17 protein-coding genes and 1 other RNA gene are annotated in these 20360 nt (G+C 43.6%); 15 read left to right on the top strand and 3 right to left on the bottom strand.

Features of this window, described 5'->3' with window-relative positions; all coding sequences use genetic code 11:
- Positions 1 to 51: 51 nt before the first annotated feature.
- On the top strand, positions 52 to 519 hold the full coding sequence (gene smpB, locus N0M92_RS13670) for an SsrA-binding protein SmpB (RefSeq protein ID WP_260286281.1): 468 nt from the start codon (positions 52 to 54) through the stop codon (positions 517 to 519).
- Positions 520 to 642: 123 nt separating this feature from the next.
- Positions 643 to 1004: a transfer-messenger RNA gene (gene ssrA, locus N0M92_RS13665) on the top strand.
- 321 nt (positions 1005 to 1325) lie between these two features.
- On the opposite strand, the gene N0M92_RS13660 is transcribed toward ssrA, so the two are convergent.
- Positions 1326 to 2480, bottom strand: coding sequence for a DUF2515 domain-containing protein (locus N0M92_RS13660; protein WP_260286280.1), 1155 nt, complete (start codon positions 2478 to 2480; stop codon positions 1326 to 1328).
- Positions 2481 to 2579: 99 nt separating this feature from the next.
- Here N0M92_RS13660 and shc point away from each other — a divergent pair, with 99 nt between their 5' ends.
- From shc to N0M92_RS13640, 4 genes are all read left to right on the top strand, one after another.
- Positions 2580 to 4448 carry a squalene--hopene cyclase gene (gene shc / locus N0M92_RS13655; protein WP_260286279.1) on the top strand — a complete coding sequence of 623 codons (1869 nt, stop codon included), beginning with the start codon at positions 2580 to 2582 and terminating at the stop codon, positions 4446 to 4448.
- Positions 4449 to 4549: 101 nt separating this feature from the next.
- A complete protein-coding gene (locus N0M92_RS13650; protein ID WP_260286278.1) occupies positions 4550 to 5095 on the top strand; it encodes an HXXEE domain-containing protein in 546 nt (181 codons plus the stop codon).
- A gap of 36 nt (positions 5096 to 5131) precedes the next feature.
- Positions 5132 to 6034 carry a TIGR01777 family oxidoreductase gene (locus tag N0M92_RS13645; RefSeq protein WP_260286277.1) on the top strand — a complete coding sequence of 301 codons (903 nt, stop codon included), beginning with the start codon at positions 5132 to 5134 and terminating at the stop codon, positions 6032 to 6034.
- A gap of 377 nt (positions 6035 to 6411) precedes the next feature.
- On the top strand, positions 6412 to 7380 hold the full coding sequence (locus N0M92_RS13640) for a nuclease-related domain-containing protein (RefSeq protein ID WP_260286276.1): 969 nt from the start codon (positions 6412 to 6414) through the stop codon (positions 7378 to 7380).
- Positions 7381 to 7496: 116 nt separating this feature from the next.
- On the opposite strand, the gene N0M92_RS13635 is transcribed toward N0M92_RS13640, so the two are convergent.
- Together N0M92_RS13635 and fdhF are read right to left on the bottom strand one after the other, a co-directional pair.
- Positions 7497 to 7973 carry a DUF1641 domain-containing protein gene (locus N0M92_RS13635; RefSeq protein WP_192207054.1) on the bottom strand — a complete coding sequence of 159 codons (477 nt, stop codon included), beginning with the start codon at positions 7971 to 7973 and terminating at the stop codon, positions 7497 to 7499.
- An 18-nt stretch (positions 7974 to 7991) separates the two neighbouring features.
- A complete protein-coding gene (gene fdhF, locus N0M92_RS13630) occupies positions 7992 to 10931 on the bottom strand; it encodes a formate dehydrogenase subunit alpha (protein ID WP_260286275.1) in 2940 nt (979 codons plus the stop codon).
- 334 nt (positions 10932 to 11265) lie between these two features.
- Here fdhF and N0M92_RS13625 point away from each other — a divergent pair, with 334 nt between their 5' ends.
- The 9 genes from N0M92_RS13625 to N0M92_RS13585 all read left to right on the top strand — a co-directional run bounded on the left by N0M92_RS13625 (position 11266) and on the right by N0M92_RS13585 (position 20197).
- Positions 11266 to 11628: a DUF2294 domain-containing protein gene (locus tag N0M92_RS13625; protein WP_260286274.1), complete on the top strand. Its 363-nt coding sequence runs from the start codon at positions 11266 to 11268 to the stop codon at positions 11626 to 11628.
- A 55-nt stretch (positions 11629 to 11683) separates the two neighbouring features.
- Entirely contained in the window at positions 11684 to 12481 is a 798-nt protein-coding gene (gene fdhD, locus N0M92_RS13620; protein ID WP_260286273.1) for a formate dehydrogenase accessory sulfurtransferase FdhD, read from the top strand.
- Positions 12482 to 12626: 145 nt separating this feature from the next.
- The gene (locus tag N0M92_RS13615; protein WP_260286271.1) at positions 12627 to 13499 is read left to right on the top strand and encodes a LysR family transcriptional regulator; all 873 of its coding nucleotides are present in this window, start codon (positions 12627 to 12629) and stop codon (positions 13497 to 13499) included.
- 155 nt (positions 13500 to 13654) lie between these two features.
- Entirely contained in the window at positions 13655 to 14581 is a 927-nt protein-coding gene (locus tag N0M92_RS13610; RefSeq protein WP_260286369.1) for an AEC family transporter, read from the top strand.
- 159 nt (positions 14582 to 14740) lie between these two features.
- Positions 14741 to 15763 carry a Bug family tripartite tricarboxylate transporter substrate binding protein gene (locus tag N0M92_RS13605; RefSeq protein WP_260286270.1) on the top strand — a complete coding sequence of 341 codons (1023 nt, stop codon included), beginning with the start codon at positions 14741 to 14743 and terminating at the stop codon, positions 15761 to 15763.
- Between the two features lie 57 nt (positions 15764 to 15820).
- Positions 15821 to 16276 carry a tripartite tricarboxylate transporter TctB family protein gene (locus N0M92_RS13600; protein ID WP_260286269.1) on the top strand — a complete coding sequence of 152 codons (456 nt, stop codon included), beginning with the start codon at positions 15821 to 15823 and terminating at the stop codon, positions 16274 to 16276.
- Positions 16277 to 16294: 18 nt separating this feature from the next.
- Positions 16295 to 17821, top strand: coding sequence for a tripartite tricarboxylate transporter permease (locus tag N0M92_RS13595; RefSeq protein ID WP_260286268.1), 1527 nt, complete (start codon positions 16295 to 16297; stop codon positions 17819 to 17821).
- A 79-nt stretch (positions 17822 to 17900) separates the two neighbouring features.
- A complete protein-coding gene (locus N0M92_RS13590; protein WP_311202556.1) occupies positions 17901 to 19490 on the top strand; it encodes a sensor histidine kinase in 1590 nt (529 codons plus the stop codon).
- A complete protein-coding gene (locus N0M92_RS13585) occupies positions 19490 to 20197 on the top strand; it encodes a response regulator (RefSeq protein WP_260286267.1) in 708 nt (235 codons plus the stop codon). The genes N0M92_RS13590 and N0M92_RS13585 overlap by 1 nt, the downstream gene beginning before the upstream one ends.
- The last annotated feature ends 163 nt before the right edge of the window (positions 20198 to 20360 follow it).

The raw sequence follows: 20360 nt of genomic DNA, 5'->3' as shown, positions 1-20360 counted from the left end.
ATGATCATTTCATCCTCTCGCCGCGATTGGATGTAAAAAGGGGAGAGTTAGATGCCAAAAGGCTCAGGTAAACAACTAGCACAAAATAAAAAAGCTTATCATGATTTCTTTATTGAACAAACGTTTGAAGCGGGTATCGTTTTGAAAGGAACGGAAATCAAGTCAATCCGTGCGGCCCGAGTGAATTTGAAGGATGCCTTTGCTAAAATAGAAAATGGCGAAATCTATCTTCATAATATGCATGTCAGTCCATATGAGCAGGGAAACCAGTTTAACCATGACCCGTTAAGGACACGGAAGCTTCTTTTGCATAAGAAAGAAATCAGTAAACTGATTGGCGAAACGAAAGAAACGGGTTACACGATCGTGCCATTGAAAATGTATTTGAAAAATGGCTTTGCCAAGGTTTTAATCGGTCTGGGTAAAGGGAAGAAACAATATGACAAGCGTGAAGACCTGAAGAAGAAGGAAGCGAAACGTGATATCGAACGTGCTTTCCGTGAGCGGCAGAAGATGTAGAACTGCCAAGACCTTACAATTGATTTTTTGAACCAATCTGTTATAATTAATCCTGTACCGATGACAATTGAATATCAGCCAACTTGCTGACTATTCTTTTCTCGTACGCTCCATTTCTATCATGGGGACGTTACGGATTCGACAGGGATAGTTCGAGCTTAAGTTGCGAGTCGAGGGGATCGGCCTCGTTAAAACGTCAACGCCTATAACTGGCAAACAAAACAACAACCTAGCTTTCGCTGCTTAATAACAGTCGATAGCTGTTCCTCCCTCCATGGCCCACGTGGTAGGGTAAGGGACTCACTCTAAGTGGGATACGCCGGAATCCACCGTCTGAGGATGAAGGAAGAGACCAATCAGACTAGCTGCTCTGCCGCCTGTCGATAGGCTAATGAGTTCGCGAAATGCGAATATATCGACTACACTCGTAGAAGCTTAAGTGCCGTTATGTCTGGACGTGGGTTCGACTCCCACCGTCTCCACCAATACATATATTGGTGGTTTTTTATTTGTGTGACTTGAAGCATAAAATTGTCATCATAACATCTTTATGCTTTATAAATTCGTTTATAATGTTGATCTAGTCCAATATTACACAGAGCCCCCGACAACTTCTATTGGAGTTGTCGGGGGCTCTGAAGTCTACAAGAATGTTGTTTCATTTATCTAATTTGAACTGCTGTATAACGGAACCGATCACTTAAATCGAAGTACACAATCAACAATTCGAGGAATAAAAGTCAAAATGAAAGGAGCGACCAATGCAAATATATAGAACAGCTGTCAAAATCTCCGCACGTTGATGGTTATTCCTCTTCCCGAAACAGAAGGGCTTCCTTTCCCATGACCGCAAGCTCAATTATTTCAAGCGTTTTGCAATAATTCCCGAATATATCTCCATTCACATCGACTTCCTTATGAATATAGTCCAGAACATGCCAATCCTCAAACCAGTCACCACCTTCCGCATCTTCATGAGAAGTATTCGGCCAGGCGTATTTTAACAGTGGACTGTACAACCGGTCGGCGGCGCCTTTTCTCAACTTACAATTCTTGACCCGAGGTTTATAAAGGGAACGGGGGAAAAATTCGTTTACATCGTTAAACAAATCTGGCCAATAATCTTTTCGTGAACCCGTATGGGGATGATCGTTCGCCCATTTCAAAATGCCCGCTGAAATATTTGTACGCTGAAAAAGAAGGGCATACAATCTTTTTCCGAATAAAATTCGTTCGTGAAGTGAAGTGAAATGGCGCGAGGTAGCGCCGGCTAGTAAGGCTCGTTGCCTATTTCCCTCTGCACAGTATGGAAAAAGAATGTGATTGAAACGCAAAAAATCATACAACTTGAAGCTGGCCGTACCGGTTACGGTTTTTTTAAAATGATCATTTTGGATCACTCTTTTTTCCAAATAACTTTGTTCATTTATCACAGTCGCAATCGCAAGAGTGTAGGAATCCCCGCTGTTCCAAAAATAACGCCACATCGTTTCCATAAAGGTGGAAATGTGAAAAAAGTGTAAAAGGTGGAACATTTCCTGGTTGGCTTTCACACTTAGGTCATAAATCAAACACTGGGGATACACATCCTGAAAAATCAACCAGCTGCCGCGTTCCAAAAAAGAATAAATCGCCATCTGATCTCTTTCTGGCAGAAGTTTTGTCAGCAAATCCCCTTTTAAATCGGTCATGTTCCAGCCAACGTTCCTCGATACCATATGTCCAAGGAGGGCCCAATGGATTTCTGGATGCTCGAGATAAAAATTATAATAAGCCCGAGTCCGTGTAACATTGTTTTGATTATGTTGTTTTGTCTGTTCTCTTATATAGTGAATGCGTTGTTTATCGTTTTCGGATAAAAAGGGCAGGAGGCCGGAAGATTTACTTTTTAATTTTTTTTTCAAATCCTTCTTTACATCCGAATAGGAATCAAGCAAAAATACATCATCCCTTATCAACATTTCATTTTAACAGCGTTCGATTCTCCCATTAAAGAAATGCATATTCATATTGCTAGAGGAATATGAATACAACGTGAGTATTCGAAAGAGGGGGGTAACATGGGACATCGGGTAAATGAGGAAATGAACCGAATCGTCGATCAGTTCATTAGGGACCAATCAGATGACGGGTCCTGGCAATATCCTTTTGAGACCGGCATCGGAACAGACTGTCACATGATTATCTTATTGCGGACATTGGAGATAAATGATGAGGCGTTCATAAAAGAACTGGTGGAACGTATTGCAGGGAAACAGCAGAAAGATGGTTCATGGGGTTTGTTTTATGATGAAGGAAAAGGGAACCTTACGTCCACTGTGGAAGCTTATTATGCCCTTCTTTACTCCGGTTACCGGGATCGGGATGACCCGGATATCCAGGCAGCCAGGCGGTTTATCCTTGCCAACGGAGGGGCTACAGAAGTCCATATGTTTTTTAAAGTCCTGTTGGCTTTAACCGGACAGTGCGAGTGGCCGCCTTTCCCCATTAAGATTGAAGTGCTGCTTATACCGGACTCCTTTCCAATTAATCTTTTTGACTTCTCCATGTTTGGCAGAACGAACATCATCCCGTTACTGATTCTGGCCAATTTGGGTTTTAGCAGGAGAACGCTGCGGTCTCCTGATCTCTCTGATTTGTATCTCAAAAAAGAAAATCGCTTTTTTACAGAAGATCCGGAATTCCGCTCGGTTATCGATTCGATTCAAAAAGGGATAAAAGGCCTGAAAGACTACCCCGGAAATCTTCGCGAGTTAGCTTTAAATCGCGCCGAACAATATATGCTGGATAGAATAGAACCGGATGGCACCTTATGTAATTATTTCGGTTCAACTTCCATGATGATTTTTGCCTTATTGGCGAGGGGATATTCGAATACACATCCGGTGATTACCCGTGCCTTGCAAGGCTTAAAGGAGATGACCTGCCGGATTGATGGAGAACTCCACTGCCAATATGCGACGGCTACGGTCTGGAACACGACGTTAATCAGCTATGCTCTGCAAGAATCCGGAATCCCTTATTCATCGAATACCGTCCAGAAGGCAAACCGATATATCCTCTCCCGGCAACATGTCAAATACGGGGATTGGGTCATTCATGAACCAGACCTGTTGCCGGGAGGCTGGGGCTTTGAGGACATGAATACAATCCATCCGGATATTGACGACACAACGGCAGCACTAAGAGCGATTCGAACGTTAGCCATTGAAAGGGTGGATTGTCGACAGGCATGGGATCGGGGAATCAGCTGGCTCATTTCCATGCAAAACAATGACGGTGGATGGGCGGCATTCGAAAAGAATGTAAATAAGAAAATATTGAACCTGTTACCGATCGAGGGCGGAAAAGATTTGTTGATTGATCCGTCGACGGTTGATTTAACGGGAAGGACATTAGAGTTTTTCGGGAACTATACCCATTTGGATTTTCATCATCCAATGGTGAAACGCGGGATTCGTTGGCTGTTAAAGAATCAAGAGTCAGATGGTTCTTGGGTAGGGCGCTGGGGCGTCTATATTTATGGCGCATGGGCGGCTGTAACGGGAATGGTTGCGGTTGGGATTTCCCCGAAGCATCCTGCCATTCAGAAGGCTGTAAACTGGTTAAAAGCCATTCAAAATCAAGACGGAGGGTGGGGGGAATCCTGTAAAAGCGATATCGAAAATTGTTATGTGCCGTTGGGCGAAAGTACCCGCACCCATACAGCATGGGCCCTTGATACACTTATCTCAGCCGCGGCTGAAGTCACACCTGACATTAAACGCGGCGCAGCTTTTTTAGTAGATGGAAAAGAAAAAGATTGGGCAAAGGCCTACCCGAAAGGAAGGGGAATGGCGGGAGCCTTTTATATCAATTATCATTGTTACGAATACGTTTTTCCGTTATTGGCCTTGGCCCATTATCAAAAATTAGCTGAAGGGAGCTAAACAGGGATCTGTGGATTCAAATAGCTTTCAAGTGACTTTTTGCATATTTTTAAAGTTTGTCCCATTCAATGAACAAAACTACAACAAGCAGGAGGCAAAAGATGCTTGAAACTTTCCGCCAATTTTTCGATCTTCATACAATTATTTGGTTGTGCCCAATCATTTTTGTTTTCCATGACTTAGAAGAGATCATAACCATTGAATCTTCCATGAAGGCAAGTAAAAATAGGTTTCAAAAATCTTCTTTCGTCCAACTAATATTAAATATGAGGGAAAAACTAGGTTCGACCGCTGCCCAGCTTTCTGTTTCGGCTACATGGATTTTGTTGATTATTTCATTCACTACAGTGGTGACTGCCCATCTCACATTAAACGGAGGGGGCTTTCTTTTATATACAGCTATTCTCAATTTATTTATTCTGCAAGCGATCATGCATATTGTTCAGTCCATCTTTTTCAAAGGCTACACACCTGGCATCATAACGGCGCTATTCCTTCTCATCCCTTACTGTCTTATTGCCTATGACAGTTTGTTCGAACACGGTCTGATAGACGGGCATTTACTTATTGCAAGTCTCCCGGTCAGCCTGCTCATGATCCCGATTTTTCTTGTTGGCAATCTTTTAGGCCGTTATTTTATTCACTAACTTATAAGAAAGCAGTTGAAGAAGGCGGTGAGGAAATTGCATGTTGTTATAACGGGAGGAAGCGGGTTTGTAGGTCAAGCCTTGACTCACCTGTTGACTCAAAAAGGCCATCGAGTAACCATATTAACGCGTCTTCCTGATCATAAAAGTACAAGTGAATTCGTTCATTATGTTGATTGGCTTTCTGCAGATCATCAACCTGAAAACGAACTTAAGGATGTCGATGCGATGGTCAATTTAGCCGGGGAATCAATAAATAGCGGACGGTGGATCCAAAGTAAAAAGGAGGCTATTTTGAATAGCCGTCTTACAGCCACAAAAGAGGTCATTCGAATTTTGAGACATCTTCATCCAAGGCCAAAAGTTCTTGTTAACGCTTCAGGTGTAAGTTACTACGGGATGTCAGACTTCAAAACGTTTAATGAGTCCTCCGAAAGTGATGCAAACGATTTTTTGGCCAGTGTTGTAAAGAGCTGGGAGAAAGAAGGGGCAATGGCGAAAGAATTAGGCGTTCGAACGGTCTTCGCGCGTTTCGGCATCATTCTGGGTCAAGAGGGTGCCTTTCCACGAATAGTGCTACCGTATAAATTAGGTATTGGGGGGACAATCGGCAGTGGGATGCAATGGATTTCCTGGGTGCACATTCAAGATGCGGTTGAGATGGTTTACTTCGCCATAATTAATTCTGAAGTAGATGGACCGTTGAATGTGACCTCGCCTCATCCAATACGCATGTCATCATACGGACAGTCCATTGCAGACGTCCTTCACCGCCCATATTGGCTTCATGTTCCTGGGGTTGTAGTAAAATTAGTACTTGGTGAAATGAGTCAGTTGGTATTAAAAGGGCAGCGGGTACTCCCTCAAAAAGCACTTTACCACAATTACTCCTTTCAATTTCCAAACGTACAAAGTGCACTTACTGATATTCTAGGCTAAAGATACATTGCGCCGGTATGAAGAAGGAAAATTATTATTAAGCTTTTGTCATGACAGTACGGCAGGCCCTCCCTGCGTTGAATAGCACGCTTTGTCCTTAATCAGCTGTTCGTAGAAAACACTGACTGGCATTTGGGGTACCGTCAGATAAAAGCGGAATGTTGGCGGTACCCCTATAAGGATTAGGTAGTTGTTTTTGTCGAAAAATCGATAAATCGCATAATTCGCAGATAAATCAGGAGTTTTCGCAGATATATTTCCATTTTCGAAGATATATTCCCAAATTCGCAGATAAATTGTACAATCGTCATCATTTAAAGGGATATTCCCTTCTACTGTAGAATCATTTGGGAGAAACCAAGATTGGAGCGATTAAATTGATTGTAAAAAAGCGAAAAGTTCCTCTTGCCATCCGCAAATTACGTGCATTAGCGTACAGGCTTCCTCCGAATCACCCCAAACTCCCCTTAATCATGAACGATCTCAAAAAAAGGGAAGCGGGCCATAAAGGGGAATGTTCCATTGATTTTCCATTAAGCTTTCTTGAACCGAAAAGCTATTTCATCTTCCACGATTTAAGGCTGCAGGATCAATCACGATTTTTTCAACTGGATACCTTATTGATCTCCAAGAAATATGCGCTTATTATTGAAGTGAAGAACATTGCAGGGGCAATCTATTTTGATCCGCATTTCAACCAGCTCATTCGAACGATAGAAGGAAAAGAGACGGCATTTCCAGATCCCATCATACAAGTCAACCGCCAGGAATCACAGTTAACCAATTGGTTCTTGAAAAATGGTTTTCCCTCACTTCCCATCCTTTCTTTAATTGTCATCAGTAATCCCCAAACAATCATCCGTACAGCTCCTGGTAACCATAAACTCCACTATAAAGTTATCCATCGCGATGCACTTCCTTTTAAAATTAGTCAAATGGAAGACTCCATAACAGACTCCATTTTTAGTGAAAAAGATTTGAAAAAAGCCGTTCGCGTAATGAATAAACACCACATCGATGCGGACTTTTCCATTCTGGAACGATACAACCTCACCGAAGAGGACCTAATAAAAGGAGTGATATGTGAGAAGTGCAAGGGGAATCAGTTATGTAGAAGGCATGGCACATGGATTTGCCCTCAATGCCAACTATCCAGTAAAAAAGCACATATGCCGGCTTTACGAGATTATTTTTATCTATTAGGCTCGACCATAACGAACCGGCAGTTGAGGGATTTTTTAAACATTTCCTCTTCATCCAGTGCAACGAGGATCTTGCAATCATTGAATCTGACAAGCAGTGGTGCGAATAAGGGGAGGGTGTACAGCCTCTATTTTGATGAGTGATTTGGCCCTACGTAAGTCAACATTTTGGAAATCCCCCAGATTAATTTTGCATCAATATCGTCAAACATGATAAAAAAAGACTCAAAAGAAGCTTCTCTTGAGTCTTTTTTCCGATTCTATTCTTTTAATTCCTTGCCCATTCCCTTTAGGAAGTGGACGCCAAAGCCGATCGCCCGGTTTATGTCTGGATCATTCAGTGTTTTCATTAAATCCAAAACTCCGATCTTCTTATCGGCCTGAAGGAATTTGTTTCCTTCATCGATTCCTGCAAGTGCGCTGTTTAGCAGTTTCGTGGATTGTGCGGCATCGGCGTTCATCAAGGCTCCTGTTGCCCCCATTAGGGTATTGATCAGGTTTGTGACAGGTTGCCTTGTGATTTGTTGAAGAGCGATTTTCGCGATTTGTTCTTTTCCTTGAAGCATGGAGGTTGCGGCTTCGAATACTCCCGAGTCATTCAGTTCATTGACGATTTTAAACATATTGTTCAATGCCTCTTCATTATCGGTAATCAGTGTTTTCAGTTCTTCGAGTTTTTGTAGCTTAATTTCTTCCTCAGTAATGGGATTATGGATTTCCGTAATAGGAGCTGCCATGATCTTCACCCTCCCTGTTTATTTATCCGTTAAGTGAACATACCCTGGACGGGCCCACTTACGTTCAACCTCGACACCATTTTGAGGATGACGTTTTTTGTTCCGTGGATTGGTACCCGGTAATGGGATGTCTCCGCTTGCGCTTAATACTTCCATGCGGACCATCGTCTGTTTGTAAGCAGGCGTGCTTGTGCGTTGATCATAGATGGGACCAGTCAGGAAGTTGATGGCAGAGTCTTTATCAACTGAGTTCATCGGTAAAAATAGCTCATTATTTTTTACACGGTCTGTAATCAGGGCTTTTAATTTAACGGCCCCGAATGGAGACACTAAGCGAACGAGTCCGCCATCGCCGACTTTACGTTCTTTGGCAAGTTCCGGTGATACCTCAACGAAAATATCAGGTACTTTCGATTGGATTCCATTGGATTTGTTCGTCATATTGCCTTCATGGAAGTGCTCCAGCATGCGTCCATTATTGATATGAAGGTCATATTCTTCCGGGAATTTATGAGGTTCCACCCAGTCAGCCAGTGCAAAGCGCGCTTTCTTATCAGGGAAGTTGAAGCCATCCACATAAAGAAGCGGTGTGTTTGATCCATCATGACTCCCCCAGAGGAAGCTGTTCCACCCTTCCAGCACCTCGTAATTCGCTTGGCTGAATATCGGTGACAGGCTTGCCATTTCTTCATAGATTTCACTAGGGTGAGTGTAGTTCCAATTTGCACCTAAGCGGTTGGCGATCTCTTGAGTGATTTCCCAGTCCGCTTTAGAATCCCCCATGGTGGGAAGGGCTTTATATAAACGCTGTACACGGCGCTCCGTATTGGTGAACGTTCCGTCTTTTTCAAGAGATGGGGCCCCTGGCAATACCACGTCGGCATATTGGGCTGTCCTTGAAAGGAAAATATCCTGGACAACAAAGAAATCCAATCCGGATAACACTTTATCAACATGGTTTGCATCCGCATCGACAAGTGCCATATCTTCTCCGACGAGATACATGGCCTTCATGTCGCCTTTTTCTATCGCTTTAAGCATTTCAATATTGTTCAAGCCTGGTTTGCCATCGATTTTCACTCCATAAGCTTTTTCGAATTTAGCACGTGCCACGTCATCGGTAACATGCTGATATCCTGGAAGCCATGTTGGCAGGGTACCCATATCGCAAGCGCCCTGTACATTGTTATGGCCGCGAAGCGGATAAGCTCCCGCTCCTGGACGACGGTAGTTACCCGTAGCCAATAGCAAGTTGGAAATTGCCGCTGAAGTATCGGAAGCACCGGTGTTTTGTGTAACGCCCATTCCCCAGAGGATGCAAGTTCCGTCTGCATCGCGAATGGTCTCAGCTATTTGGATCAATGTTTCCCTTGAAATGCCTGTGTGTGTTTCGGCATATTCCAGGGTGTATTTTTCAAGTACTTCCTGATAATCGTCGAAGAAGTTAACATTTTCATTGATGAATTCTTGATCATGCCAGCCTTGATCGATCATATACTTTGTAACCGCCATCAACCAAACCTGGTCTGTTCCTTGTTTTGGACTGATATGGATGTCGGAGCGTTCGGCCATTTCGTTTTTGCGGATGTCAGCTACGATCAGTTTTTGTCCGTGAAGCTTGTGTGCCCGTTTTACGCGTGTCGCCAATACGGGATGGCCTTCTGCAGGGTTAGCGCCAACGATGATGACAAGACCTGCTGCGGCGATATCTTTAATCGTACCAGCATCTCCGCCCATGCCGACCGTACGGAACAGTCCGTCTGTTGCCGGGGATTGACAGTAACGCGAGCAATTATCGACGTTATTCGTTTCGAACATTTGACGTGCCAGTTTTTGAATCACATAGTTTTCTTCATTCGTGATCTTTGATGAGGAAATGAAGCCTACTGAATTTCCGCCGTATTGCTGTTTGATCGAACCAAGTCTGGATGCAACCAAATCAAGTGCTTCATCCCAGCTTGATTCAACGAATCTCCCATTTTTCCGAATCAGGGGCTTGGTTAAACGTTTTTCCGAGTTTACGAAGTCCCAGCCGAATTTCCCTTTGACACATGTGGATATCGCATTGACGGGTGCTTCATGGGTAGGTTGGACTTTAAGGATTTTACGGCCTTTTGTCCAGACTTCGAATGTGCATCCTACCCCACAGAACGTACAGACCGTTTTTGTCTTCTTCGTCCGTGTATCACGCATTGCCGCTTCAATCTCTGAAATGGCAAAAATCCCGCTGTATCCAGGTTCCACTTCTTTGACAAGGTCAATCATTGGTTCAAGCATATCGTTTTTCAAACCTGACATGAAGCCAGCCTCACCCAGCATTGATTTTTCCATTAATGCATTACATGGACAAATGGTTACACACTGTCCGCAGCCTACACAAGATGAGTTATTGATTTCCGTTCCTTCATCCCAGATTACCCGGGGGCGTTCCGCTTCCCAGTCGATGGACAGCGTCTCGTTGACCTGAAGGTTTTGGCAGACTTCGACACATTGGCCGCATGCGATGCATTGATTGGCATCATAGCGGTAAAATGGATGGGACATATCGACTGCACCCAATTCCACTTTCGGTGTGTAAGGATATTTTTGGTGTTCGATTTCCATTAATTCCGCTGTGTTATGCAGTTTGCAATTTCCGTTATTATTATCACATACAGTACAGTATAAAGAATGGTTTTCCAGGATCCGGTCCATGGCTTCGGTTTGGGCCTCTTTTGCCTTGTTTGAATCCAAGGCTATATCCATGCCACCCGCTGCTTTTGTCGAACATGATCGGACGAGTTCCCCATTAACTTCGACGATGCATGTGTCGCATGTTTGGATCGGATCCACTTCAGGAACGTAACAAATCTGTGGATGAGCTATCTCATTTTGGTTGATGACCTCCAGAATTGTCGCTCCTTCATTAGCGGTATAATCCTTCCCATTGATTTTGATGGTGATGTTTGAATCGCTCATTATATTTCCCCCTTTTATAGCCAAAAACACGAAAAAAAACCACCATGATCACACCTCCGGCTCTGAACGGAAATGTAGGTCATGGTGGAATAGTTTAATAGCAAAGCTTGCCAATATACCAATCCATACCATAAAGGATGATTTTTAAAAAAGATAGGACACAACAGTACACTATTATGCTCCCAACTTTCCTCTTTGATAGTATACCTTTAATTTTATCAAGAAACAATCCTGGAAAGAGGCTATCATTCCCAAATTCCTTTCGTTTTTCTTCGCGTTGATTTATGATTAGAAAATTGAGAACTTAATTTTCTTGAATTGGAGTGACGTAACGGTGTCAAAGGTTATCCATGAATTCAATGATATGATTCGTAAGCTGCGCAAGGAACTATTCGGTAAAGGACCAGAACGCATACACACGGTTTTCGTGGAGAATATGGCCGTTTCCACGTTATATGGGAATTTGACTCCTACGGAAATGTTCATATCAAGATCGGAGGAAGGAAGGGACATGGTCCATTCTGCACGTACCAAAATGGTTCAGGATGTGTATTCGGAGAGTCCTCCTGTTGGAATGGAAGAACTGGTTGGAGCTAAACTGGTCCATTTGTTTTCAGATATCAAAATCAAGGAGAACATAGCGATTTCCGTATTCGTATTTGATAAGGATATAGCGGACAAACTCAACGGGCATTGACCACGTTCCTTACATATTGGTCAATTGGCTCCTGGATAGTAAAAGGAGTGGGAGCATGAAAGCGATTGAAAGCAAGAGGGACATCATCCGGATAACCAAAGGCAACATCGGGCGGACGGAAGATACGATCGTAACGGAGTATCCCGTCACTGTCAAAATAAATGGCCAGGAATTCGTCACGATGGTTTGTACACCTGAATACATCGAGGATATGGTGATTGGCTATTTGGCTTCGGAAGGCATCATCAAAAAATATGATGAGATAAAAGAAATCTGGGTCCAGGAAAAAGAAGGCTTTGTTCATGTGAAGACAGATAAAGTGAATCCCTACTTCCAGGACTTTCAAAATAAGCGGTATATTACATCATGCTGCGGAATGAGCAGACAAGGGTTCGTCTTTGTGAATGATGCTTTGACGGCCAAGAAAATGGATAATGTTTCGGTGAAACTGACTCCCGATGACTGCTTCCGCTTGATGAAGGATTTACAAAATTCCGCTGTCACCTTCCAGAACACAGGAGGGGTCCACAATGCCGCTTTATGTGATGTCGATGGCCTCGTATTAAGCAGGATGGACATCGGCCGGCATAATGCCTTGGACAAAATATACGGCCATTGCTTGAAAAATGGTATTTCGATAGAAGGGAAAGCTATCGTGTTCAGCGGCCGGATTTCATCGGAAATTCTCTTGAAGGTGGCGAAAATCGGCTGTGAACTGATCCTCTCGAAATCCGCTCCAACCGAATTGGCTTTGGAGTTGGCTGAAGGATTGGGAATCACCACGGTCGGGTTCATTCGTAATGATTCACTGAATATCTATACATGCCCTGAAAGAATACAATTGAATGACTGAGCGTGAAAGATGCCGCTCCTAAGGCGAGCTGGAGAATGCGCTTTGGGAAAGTCCCTGCCGGCATGGCTTGGATATATCCAACAAGCCTTAGATGATACAGTTTCGATAGGACATTCATGGAAAAAGCGGTATCGGGGGAAGGGTTATGAATGAAAGGGATTGGCATATTTTAAAGGTGTTGCATGAGCATAAGAATATTACTAAAACGGCGCAAAGTTTATATATATCGCAACCTTCTTTAACGAAACGAATTCAGCAAATAGAGAAGGAATTCAATCTAAAGATTGTGGAGCGGGGAACAAGGGGAGTGCAGTTCACCCCTCAAGGGGAATATTTGGCCAACTGTGCAGATGAAATGCTGATCAGGCTCCGGCAGATAAAAGAGACAGCGTTCAATATGGGCCAGGAGATCAGTGGGACATTACGGCTGGGTGTTTCCAATTATATCACGCTGCATAAATTGCCTGGCCTGTTGAGATTGTTTCGTGAGCGATATCCTAAAGTGGATTTCCATGTGACGACTGGTTGGAGTAAAGAAGTGCTGAACCTCATTTACAAGGAAGAAGTGCATGTAGGGATCGTTCGGGGGGACTATCAATGGGCAGGGTCAAGGCACCATCTTTTTGAGGAAACGATTTGCATTGCTTCCAAGGAAGAAATCGAAGTCCGGGACCTGCCTTTCTTGCCGAGGATCGATTATGGGACGGACGCCCTATTAAAAACAATGATCGATAATTGGTGGAGAGATAATTTTTCAGGACCGCCTTTGGTTGGGATGGAAGTGGACAAAGGTGATACATGCAAAGAAATGGTCAGGAATGGCCTGGGATATGGCATCCTTCCCAGTGTTTTATTGGAGAAGGACCAAAGTCTAAGTCAGATGGACCTTAGGGATAAGCAGGGTAATCCCCTTATCAGGAATACGTGGATGCTATATCATGAAAAGTCACTGGAATTAAAACTGGTCAAGGCGTTTGTCGAATTTGTCAAAGACGTCGATTTCATGAGTGATATTTAACTGGAAGCGCAGATATCTCTGTGCTTTTTTTGTCATTCCTTTTATGAATGGATAACGATAATTTATTGGTATTTTAACTATGGTTATCCCGGGATTATGATAGATGGGAGATGTAAATCATCATGAATTTGCCTAAGGAATGGAGAGGAAGTCATGTGAGTGTCCTGTTTCTGATCGTACTGAATGTCATTGTGCCCGTCTTTTTCCTAATAGGGGCTGGGGCCATCCTGCATCGTAAATTCAAGTTGGATATGAATACGCTGTCTAAATTGAATCACTTCCTGCTTATGCCGGCCATTAGCTTTGTCAATATCTATCAAAGTAAAATGGGCGGGGGGATGATCGTCCAGATATTCAGCTTCCTCGCCCTTCAAGCAGTAAGCCTCATCATCGTGAGTACAGTGATTGCCAAACTTGCCAGGTTTGATCAAAGTCTTTCTGCCACGTTTAAAAATAGTGTAGTCCTGAATAACTCAGCCAATTTCGGGTTACCCGTAAGCCAGATGGTTTTTAATGGGAATCCTCTTGGCCTGTCGATCCAAGTCATCGTGATTATTTTTCAAAACCTGTTGACCTATACCTATGGATTGATGAATTCCGTTTCCGTCCATACAAAAAGTGCGAAGGGCGCCATTCGCGAGTTCTTGAAGAACCCCGTCATTTATGCTTTATTACTCGGTTTTCTATTACATTCCGCTTCTTTCGACATTCCGCTGTTCTTATGGACCCCGATTGAAAATATCGCGAGTGCTTTCATAGCCATTGCCTTGATCACGTTGGGTGCACAGAGTGCCTATTTGAAAATTACGCAATTCCCGCTTCCGCTTATCCTTAGCTTGATTGGCCGGTTAATACTCTCGCCATCCATCGCATTCCTTATCATCCTCCTGCTGGACTTGGAAGGAACTGTCGCTCAGGGATTATTTATCGCAAGTTCATTTCCAACATCGAGAAACAGCGCATTATTCGCTTTGGAATATGACAACCATCCGGAGTATGCGGCACAAGCAGTCTTGATGTCGACTTTATTCAGCAGTATAACGGTAACGATGGTCGTCTATCTATCAAAAATACTATTCTAGCAGGGCTGCTCTTAATGGGCGGGCCTTTTTCCCATGTCTCCCGATAAAACTTTATGAACAATATAGAGGTTATGGAATTTATGCATCTTAGGTTAATAATCAAAAAAAAGGAAGATATTTTTGTAGAATCAAGAAAACGCTTTCAAAAGGAGGATTATTATGTTTTCTCGTAAAAAGATTTCAGCGGTCATTTTGGCAGGTTCGTTAGCTTTAAGTTTAGGTGCATGCAGCAGTTCGGATACATCAGGAGAAAAGAAAGAAAGTACAGGCTATCCGAAAAAATCCATAACGGTCGTTGCTCCATCGGGCGCAGGCGGGGGATGGGATTTAACCGCCCGTTCATTTACAAAGGTCTTGAGTGAGACCAAACTGGTGAACCAGCCATTGACCGTCGAAAACAAACCCGGTGGCGGGGGCGCTGTATTCATGGCGGATTATGCAACACAGCAAGCGGATAATAATGACATGCTGTTCGTGAATTCACCGCCTATCATCATCAATAACCTTAAAAAAGAAGGCAACAGTCCATATGGGTATAAAAATACGACCCCTTTGGCGCAGCTGACAAAGGATTATGGGGCGATAGTGGTAAAGGCGGATTCCGAATTCAAGGATTTGAAATCAGTGCTGGAAGCGGTGAAGAAAGATCCGCGTAAGCTGACGTTTGCAGGGGGATCGGCTCCTGGATCCATGGATCATTTGATTTCCATTCTTCCAGCCTATGAATATGGCTTGAATCCAACAGAACTTAAATACGTTTCGTATGACGGTGGCGGGGAAGCGATTACGGCCTTGCTTGGCGGTAATGCGGATGTGATTGGAACGGATGCATCCAGTGTCAGGGAATTTTTAAAAGCAGGGAAGATTAGAGTGCTGGCCGTAACGTCGACTGAACGTTTGGGTGGCGATCTTAAAGACATACCGACGGCAAAGGAACAGGGTGTTGATGCTGAATTCACGATTTGGAGAGGGGTTTTTGGACCTCAGAATATGTCTGGTGAAGCGAAAACCTTTTGGGACGGAACCATTGCAAAGCTAGTTGAAACTTCTGAATGGAAGAAGGAAGTGGAAGTTCAAGGATGGGAACAGGAATATAAAAATAGTGAAGAATTCAGCAAGTTTTTAGAAGAACAAGAAAAACAGGTGCAGCAATTATTAGAAGCTTTAGGCATGGAAAAATAATCGGGGAGAAGGAGGTGCTTTCACCTTCTTCTTGTTTTCTGAAATGGAGGGATTAGGATGGACGTGAAATTTGATCGCTTTGCATCTGTAGCCTTTCTGGCTGTCGGGGTGCTGTTCATGATAGGAAGCAGGAAACTGGCCAGTTCTTCTTATGGAAGTTCGGTAGGACCGGACATTTTCCCTTTTGTATTGGGGCTCGTTCTCGCTGTTTTAAGTATTCGCCTGTTCTATGAGGCATTTCGGGGCAAGGTGCAGGAATCGGGTAAGGGAAAGCTGGAATATAAACCCTTTATCATCATTCTGGTCTCCACCCTGATTTATATTTTGACATTGGAAACGATAGGATATGTCATTACGACCTTTCTCTTTTTGTTTGTTTGCTTTCAAACGATGGAACGGAATAAGTGGATGACATCGCTCATCATTTCCGCAGGATTTTCTGGAATCATCTATTATTTATTCGTGAATGTTTTAAAGGGAACACTGCCGGGTTGGCCAATCTGGTTTTCATAAAAGGAAGGGGGATGTGAATTGGGCACTTTTGATTATTTATTGCATGGTTTTGAAACGGCACTAACTTGGTATAACATCCTTTTTGCATTTGTCGGAGTATTGATCGGTACGGCTGTCGGCGTTTTGCCGGGGATCGGGCCGATGAGCGGAGTGGCTCTTTTGATTCCGGTAACCGCTTCGATTACAGGGGGACTTCCACCAGAGCAAGCGGCAACAAGCGCCATCATTTTACTTGCAGGTGTTTATTATGGAGCGATGTATGGAGGGTCGACAACTTCAATCCTATTGAATACACCTGGCGAATCCTCTTCTGTCGTCACCACATTGGATGGTTACCAAATGGCGAAAAAGGGAAGGGCCGGGAGTGCTTTATCCATTTCGGCAATCGGCTCCTTCGTCGGAGGGATAGTCACCCTTATCGCCATGATTGCCTTGGCACAGCCATTATCGACGATTGCCATCAAATTCGGTCCGGCGGAGTATTTTTCGCTCATGCTTCTAGGGTTGGCGGCCGTCAGCGGCCTCGCGGGAAAATCCGTAACCAAGGCACTGATCATGACGGTTTGCGGTTTGCTGATCGGGACGATAGGCATCGATAATGTATCCGGGATCGCCCGTTTTACATTCGGCATTCCTTGGCTTTATCAAGGGGTCGAGTTCCTGACGATCGCAGTGGGTCTATTCGCACTTGGAGAAGTATTCAAGACAATCTTGGAAAAAGAAGAGGATGATGGGGACATTGCTAAGATCAAAAATTTGTTTCCTTCCAAAGAAGAATTCAAGGAATCCGCCGGTCCGATTGCGAGGGGGTCGCTCTTAGGTTTCTTTGTAGGAATCTTGCCGGGTGCAGGGGCTACTCTTGCTTCGTTCTTCTCATATCTTATGGAAAAAAGGATTTCAAAAAAACCCTGGAGATTTGGTACAGGCGCGATCGCTGGGGTGGCTGGACCTGAAACGGCCAATAATGCGGCATCTGGCGGAGCGATGATTCCATTATTGACGCTGGGAATTCCGGGTTCCGGTACAACGGCGATTTTAATGGGTGCGCTCATGATGTACAATGTTCAGCCAGGTCCATTATTATTCGAGGACCATCCTCAGGTAGCTTGGGGGCTTATCGCCAGTATGTTCATCGGGAATCTGATGCTGCTGATCCTTAATCTCCCGCTCGTTAAGGTTTTTGCGAAAATCATTGAAACGCCAAAGAAATATTTGATTCCGCTCATTATCGCGATTTCCATTTTTGGCGTTTATGCGGTACAAGTATCGACTTATGATTTATTGCTATTATTAGGGTGCGGGGTCTTGGGATATTTCTTAAGTAAAAATGATTATCCAATCGCCCCATTGGTATTAGGGCTGGTTTTAGGACCGATGATAGAAAATAATATGCGCAGGGCCCTGACGATATCCGATGGGGATTACAGTTTGTTTTTTACCAGGCCGCTTTCCCTGACATTCCTGATCATAACGGCATTATGGCTGCTCATTCCGGTTTTGCTTAAAAAGAGAGGGAAGGATGTTGTCATCAATATTGAAGGTTAACTCATATTTTCCGAATGTTGTGAAAAAACTCCTTTTTTAAAGGGGTTTTTTTTTATATGATGTAAGTAGAGGTGATTGAATGCGTTTACACACCAAGTTGATGCTGGGAATCTGTACGTTAATCATCTTAATGGGCGGAATCTTTGAAGTTATTTTTATAAATATCCTGGAAAATAACCTGAAGCAGGAAACAGGGGAAAAAGCATTATCGGTTGCCCAGACCATTTCTTTGCTGCCTGAAATTAAACAAGCTTTTCGAACGGATGATCCCTCTGTAATCATTCAGCCCATCGCGGAAAGGGTTCGCAGGCAGATCGATGCGGAATTCATAGTAATAGGCGATAAGAATGAAACACGACTGTCCCATCCAAATCCCGACATGATCGGGAGGAAAATGGTAGGGGGAGATAACGCCGAGGTGTGGGATGGGAAATCCATCATCACGGAGTCCATTGGTACATTGGGTCCTTCCATAAGGGGGAAAGCCCCAATAATCGCAAATGAAAAAGTCATTGGAGTCGTCTCTGTTGGCTACCTTCAGGATGATATTGAAAAAGAAGTGTCCAGTATACAAAGAAAGATCGTCTGGATCATCTCTTTTATATTAATCGGCGGTTTATTGATCGCCTTTTTCATTTCATTCAATATAAAAAAGGCGATATTGGGTCTGGAGCCGAAAGAGATTGCCTGGATGTTCCAAGAGAAGCATGCCATTTTGGAAACCATTCATGAAGGCATCATTGCCATTGATGTTCATGGGAAAATCACGGTCGTCAATGAAACAGCGCATAAAATCCTTCATATCCCTAAAGACGTCATGCTTCGCGGGCAAAAAATCGAAGAAGTCATAATGCATACACATTTGCTGGATGTAGTCAGCACGGCACGGGCCGAGTATGATCAGGAATTCATGATTGACGGTGAAGTTTTTTTGGCAAGCCGGATTCCCATTTTGAATGGACAGGGTGAAGTCATCGGTGCCGTTGCAAGTTTGAGAAATAAATCGGAACTATCCAATCTCCTTCAGGAACTGTCACATGTAAAGGCATATGCAGAAGGGCTGAGGGCCCAGACACATGAATATTCGAATCGGCTCTATACTTTGCTAGGCCTGATTCAACTTGGTTCATATAAAGAAGCGATGGATTTCATATCGAAGGAAGTCGATGTCACCCAAGGCTTCATTCACTTTCTAATGAAGGAAATACCTGATCCGATTATTGCTGGGTTCATCTTAGGGAAGGTGAGTTTGGCGAGCGAGCTGAAAATTGATTTTACAATTGATAGAGAGAGCAGTTTTAAAGATGTTCCGCCCGAAATAGATCGGGATTTATTGGTGACGATCATCGGCAACCTCATCAATAATGCCTTCGAAGCTGTACGGGAAAACGAAAGGGAGGAAAAAAGGGTATCGTTGTTCGTCACGGACTTGGGTAAAGAGTTGATCATAGAGGTTGAAGATAATGGAAAAGGGATGAATCCAGATGTTACCGAACTGATTTTCCAGAACGGTTTTACGACGAAAAGCCATCAAACCAATTCAGGTATAGGTTTGAGACTTGTTCAGGAAGCGATAGATGGATTAGGGGGGTATATCACTTTTTCGACAAAAGAAGGGGAATATACGATTTTTACTGTAGCACTGCCAAAAAACAGAGGGGTGATTTGATGATGGCCAATCGCGATATAGAAGTTTTAATCGTAGAAGATGACCTGCGGATTGCCGAGATACAAAAGCTATTCATCGAAAAGCTTGAGGGTTTTCAAACGATAGGGATCGCCTCAAGCTATGATGAAGCTAAAAGCTTCATTGAAATCATGCAGCCGGATCTATTGCTTCTCGACATGTATTTTCCGGATATGAATGGGCTCGATATCCTGAAAGAAATCAAGCAGCAAAGCAAACAAATGGATGTCATTATGATAACGGCGGCTAAAGAAATAGAAAAAGTCCAGGAAGCCATCAAAATCGGCATATTTGATTATATTATCAAGCCTGTCGCATTTGAACGTTTCAAGCAGTCTTTACACAGATATCAAGAGTATCACATTAAACTGTCAGAATTGGAAAAGGGCAATTTTCCAGTAACACAGCAACAGGTTGATAAGCTTCTGCGAAAAGAAGTGAAAGAAAATGAGAGGGAACAGTCTTCACTGCCAAAAGGGATCGATCGGATGACTTTGGAGAAGGTGATGGCTGTGTTGGGGAAATCCTCCCCTGGCTTAACGGCCGAAATAGTGGCAAAGGAAATCGGGGTGAGCAGGACAACGGCAAGGCGTTATCTGGAGCACTTGATGTCAGAGGAAAAAATTGATGCCGATTTAACATATGGTACGGTAGGACGTCCTGAACGGGTGTATGCCATCAAGTTATAAATGGGTTCGCCAAACGGCGGATCTTGTTTTTTGCTATATGATGGTTTTCACCACGTACAATCTTAGTCCGGGCGTACCAAAATGTTACGGATGGCTTAATGGCAAAAACAAGACGCCTGTCGTTTTAAAGAAAACAAAATCAATAATGAACGTCCAGGTTTCA

Source organism: Peribacillus aracenensis, assembly GCF_025175645.1.
Classification (GTDB): domain Bacteria; phylum Bacillota; class Bacilli; order Bacillales; family DSM-1321; genus Peribacillus; species Peribacillus aracenensis.
The sequence above is the reverse complement of the archived record's forward strand: the minus strand, read 5'-3'. Positions and strand labels throughout refer to the sequence as shown.

Excerpts from the sequence above, each read along its gene's own strand:
- N0M92_RS13590 (WP_311202556.1), top strand. The coding sequence starts at position 17,901 with ATGCGTTTACACACCAAGTTGATGCTGGGAATCTGTACGTTAATCATC.
- N0M92_RS13615 (WP_260286271.1), top strand. The coding sequence starts at position 12,627 with ATGAATGAAAGGGATTGGCATATTTTAAAGGTGTTGCATGAGCATAAG.
- N0M92_RS13660 (WP_260286280.1), bottom strand. The coding sequence starts at position 2,480 with ATGTTGATAAGGGATGATGTATTTTTGCTTGATTCCTATTCGGATGTA.
- N0M92_RS13650 (WP_260286278.1), top strand. The coding sequence starts at position 4,550 with ATGCTTGAAACTTTCCGCCAATTTTTCGATCTTCATACAATTATTTGG.
- N0M92_RS13605 (WP_260286270.1), top strand. The coding sequence starts at position 14,741 with ATGTTTTCTCGTAAAAAGATTTCAGCGGTCATTTTGGCAGGTTCGTTA.
- fdhF (WP_260286275.1), bottom strand. The coding sequence starts at position 10,931 with ATGAGCGATTCAAACATCACCATCAAAATCAATGGGAAGGATTATACC.
- shc (WP_260286279.1), top strand. The coding sequence starts at position 2,580 with ATGGGACATCGGGTAAATGAGGAAATGAACCGAATCGTCGATCAGTTC.
- fdhD (WP_260286273.1), top strand. The coding sequence starts at position 11,684 with ATGAAAGCGATTGAAAGCAAGAGGGACATCATCCGGATAACCAAAGGC.
- N0M92_RS13635 (WP_192207054.1), bottom strand. The coding sequence starts at position 7,973 with ATGGCAGCTCCTATTACGGAAATCCATAATCCCATTACTGAGGAAGAA.
- N0M92_RS13585 (WP_260286267.1), top strand. The coding sequence starts at position 19,490 with ATGATGGCCAATCGCGATATAGAAGTTTTAATCGTAGAAGATGACCTG.
- smpB (WP_260286281.1), top strand. The coding sequence starts at position 52 with ATGCCAAAAGGCTCAGGTAAACAACTAGCACAAAATAAAAAAGCTTAT.
- N0M92_RS13600 (WP_260286269.1), top strand. The coding sequence starts at position 15,821 with ATGGACGTGAAATTTGATCGCTTTGCATCTGTAGCCTTTCTGGCTGTC.